Origin of the sequence: Streptomyces torulosus (assembly GCF_001419765.1) — a bacterium.
In the GTDB taxonomy this organism is placed as follows: Bacteria; Actinomycetota; Actinomycetes; order Streptomycetales; family Streptomycetaceae; genus Streptomyces; species Streptomyces torulosus.
Map to the genome: position 1 here is coordinate 1 of NZ_LIRK01000706.1, position 3,302 is coordinate 3,302.

The window sequence follows — 3,302 nt, forward strand, 5'->3', positions numbered from 1 at the left end:
TCGCCGTCGCCCTTCTTGACCTTCTTGCCGGTCGGGGTCTCGACGGTGGCGCGCTCGGAGGACCGCGAGGCGCGGGTCTCCTGGGTGCCCTGCTGCGAGGAGGAAGAGGAGGAGTCCGAGCCGGAGTTGCCGGAGGAGGCGGCGGCACCGTCGTACGAGGCGCCGGACAGGCCCTTGCCGCAGACCGGCCAGGCACCCTTGCCCTGGCCCGCGAGGACCTTCTCGGCGATGGCGATCTGCTGGGCCTTGCTNNCCGCCGTAGTAGCCGTTGCCGGTGTTGATGGACCAGTCGCCGCCGGACTCGCACTGGGCGACGGCGTCCCACTCGGACTCGGTGGCGGCGGAGGCGCTGCCGGCCACCATGAGCGGGGCGGCTATCGCGGCGGCGCCGGTGACACCGACGACGGCGATGGCGCGGGCGGTCTTGGACGGACGACGGTGCTTGCCCTTGCTGGAAAACAGCATGGAGTGATCCCCTCACCGACGCCTACGAGGTGAGCTGTCGGGTTCGGGCCGGTTGAGTTGCCCGGCCGCACCCGCTCGCCTTCCGGCTCACGTGATGCGGCTTCACCCCGAGCCGGTGCCGGCGGTGTGACCCCGAAGGGCCTCAACCGCCGGACCCGGCGCAAACCTTGGGTCCCCCGCTCCTGCCTACGGCGCTTGACGCGACGACTGTTCCGAGCGGCCGTCGGCAGGATTCGGCGTGACGACCGCAAGGGCCCGCTGTGGCGAGCGGTCACGACCGTAAACACGTGATTCGCCGAATTTCAAAGACGATCAGGGGGTCTGTGATTCATCTCCCACCGAGATCAAAACGGGCATTAAGGGGCGAACCATGACCCGAACTGACGCTACTTTTCGCCCGTTTCGGCACCGACTTCCAGGGTCTGACCGGGAAGGATGAGGTCCGGGTCGGTTCCGACCGTGCCCTCGTTCTCGGCATACAGCTCCCGCCACCCGCCGCTCAGCTCAAGGGAGTCGGCGATGGCCGTCAGGTTGTCTCCGGGGCGGACGGTGTACGAGCCGTCGACGGCCTCGCGGGACGCGTCGCCGCCGCGGGAGGCATGACGGCCGGTGGAGGCGTCGCCGCGGGAGTCGGCCGCGTCGGTGTGGACGCCCTCCTCGGCGCTGGCGCCACGGTGGCGACCGGTGCCGGTGTCGGCATCGTCGCTGGTGGAAGGGGTGTCGCCCGGCGTGGAGTTGTCCGAGTCGCCGCTCTTGGCGTCAGCCTCGGCCGAGCTGTCGGATTCCTGTGAACCACCGGCGCGGTCGGAGTCCGAGGACTCGGAGGAGTCACCCGCACCCGTGTCGGCCTTGGTGGAGCCCTCGGAGGCACGTGAGGACGAATCCGACGAACCAGACGAGTCAGACGATTCATCGGAATCCGACGAGTCGCTGGACTTGGTGGAGTTACCTGACGAGTTGGACGAATCGGGTGAATCGCCCGAGCTGGACGAATCCCCCGCCACGCCGGTGTCCACGTCGGCCGAGGCGGAGTCGCCGTCGAGGTTGTGGAGGAGTCCGCAGGTCGACCAGGCGCCCACACCCTGGTCGTCGAGGATTCTCTCGGCGACCGCGATTTGCTGCGAACGGCTGGCCTGGTCGGGGCTGGTCGCGTAGTCGAGGCCGCCATGGTTCTCCCAGTCGGCCTGGGAGATCTGGAGGCCGCCGTAGCGCCCGTTCCCGGTGTCCGCGCTCCAGGAGCCGCCACTCTCGCACTCCGCCACCTGGTCCCAGGTGGTTCCGCTGGCCGCACTGGCGCCGGTGGCACCGAGGAGCGGGATGGCGATGGCGGAGCCGGTCACTCCGGCCGCGACGAGGAGTGCCGGAGCCTGACGGGGGCGACGGTGACGACCGTTCCCGGAGAGCATGCGGTTGCCTTTCACACGACAGCAGAGATCTGTGCGAGGGATGTAACGACCCTTCGCACTGACGTGTGAACGTATCCGTAGACGATCAGTTGTCACAAGTTAATGCAGCGGAGATCACGTGAAGATCACGAACTTGAGGGTGTGTCACCTTCGGCCGCTGTTCCTGATAGGGGTACAGGCCGTTCATCAGCTCTGACGCGGTGTGAACTCGACGGGAAGGGTGCGCAGTCCGCGCATGATGAGTCCGCCGCGCCAGCGCAAATCGGCTGGGTCGGCGGCGAGCCGCAGATCGGGCAGCCGGGTGAGGAGCGTCGCCAGCGCGGTCTGTCCCTCCAGGCGGGCGAGGGGCGCCCCCAGGCAGTAGTGGATGCCGTGGCCGTAGCCAAGGTGCTGGTTGTCGCGGCGCGACAGGTCGAGGGTGTCGGGGTCGGCGAAGCGGGCCGGGTCGCGGTCGGCCGCCGCGAGGACGACCAGCACCGGGTCGCCGGGGGCGATGTCCTGCCCGCCGACGGTGAGCGGCTGCGTGGCGAACCGCCAGGTGGCCAGCTCCACCGGGCCGTCGTAGCGGAGGAGTTCCTCGACGCCGGTCTCCAGCAGGGCCATCTCGCCCGCGGCGAGGGAGCTCTGGAGGCGGGCGCGCTGCTCGGGGTGGGTGAGGAGGGCGTAGGTGCCGTTGCCGATGAGATTGACGGTGGTCTCGAAGCCGGCGAACAGAAGGATGAAGGCCATGGCGGCGGCCTCGTTCTCGGTGAGGTGCTCACCGTGGTCCGAGGCGCGGATGAGACCGGAGATGAGGTCCTCGCCGGGGCCGGGTTCGGCGGGCAGCGCCTCGCGCTTGCGGTGGATGAGGTCCGCGAGATAACCGCGCATCTTCTTCACCGACCTCGCGACCCCGCCGCGCGGACCGCCGCCGTGCCGGATCATCATGCCCGCCCAGTCCCGGAAGTCGTCCTGGTCCTCGCGAGGGACGCCGAGCAGGTCGCAGATGGCGTAGATGGGCAGCGGGAAGGCGAACTCGTGGATGAGGTCGGCCTCGCCCTTCTCCGCGAACCGGTCGATGAGGTCGTCCGTCAGCTCCTGGACCCGGGGGGCGAACTCGGCGACCCTGCGCGGCGTGAAGGCCTTGGAGACGAGGCGGCGCAGCCGGGTGTGGTCCGGCGGGTCGATGTTCAGCAGATGCGTCATCAACTCGGCCTTGCGCTCACCGGGGATACCGGTCTTGCCCTTGGCGTGCGCGGGCTCGTCGTGGTGCGCCGGGTTCTTGGACAGACGCTGGTCGGCGAGGGCCTGCTTGGCGTCGGCGTACCGGGTGACCAGCCAGGCCTCCACACCGCTGGGCAGCTTCGTACGGTGCACGGGCGCGTGCTCACGGAGCCAGGCGTAGGCGGGATAGGGGTCGGTGGCGAACTCCCAGGTGAACAGGGCGGGGGC

At 69.5% G+C, this 3,302-nt stretch carries 3 protein-coding genes, 1 pseudogene and 1 riboswitch; all 4 genes and pseudogenes read right to left on the reverse strand.

The features are described 5' to 3' along the window. On the reverse strand, positions 1-251 hold a 251-nt coding region (locus tag AOK23_RS50865; protein ID WP_420823787.1), incomplete at both ends, for a hypothetical protein. A gap of 2 nt (positions 252-253) precedes the next feature. Beyond that, positions 254-465, reverse strand: a pseudogene (locus AOK23_RS50870) (transglycosylase family protein); the annotation flags it as partial. A gap of 4 nt (positions 466-469) precedes the next feature. Continuing rightward, positions 470-669: riboswitch (cyclic di-AMP (ydaO/yuaA leader) on the reverse strand. A gap of 182 nt (positions 670-851) precedes the next feature. Next, a complete protein-coding gene (locus AOK23_RS37975; protein ID WP_055717028.1) occupies positions 852-1,871 on the reverse strand; it encodes a LysM peptidoglycan-binding domain-containing protein in 1,020 nt (339 codons plus the stop codon). A 186-nt stretch (positions 1,872-2,057) separates the two neighbouring features. After that, positions 2,058-3,302: cytochrome P450 family protein (locus AOK23_RS37980; RefSeq protein WP_055717029.1), on the reverse strand; the 1,245-nt coding region annotated here is incomplete at its 5' end.

Coding starts and splice junctions, on each gene's coding strand:
- AOK23_RS37975 (WP_055717028.1), bottom strand. CDS start 1,871: ATGCTCTCCGGGAACGGTCGTCACCGTCGCCCCCGTCAGGCTCCGGCA.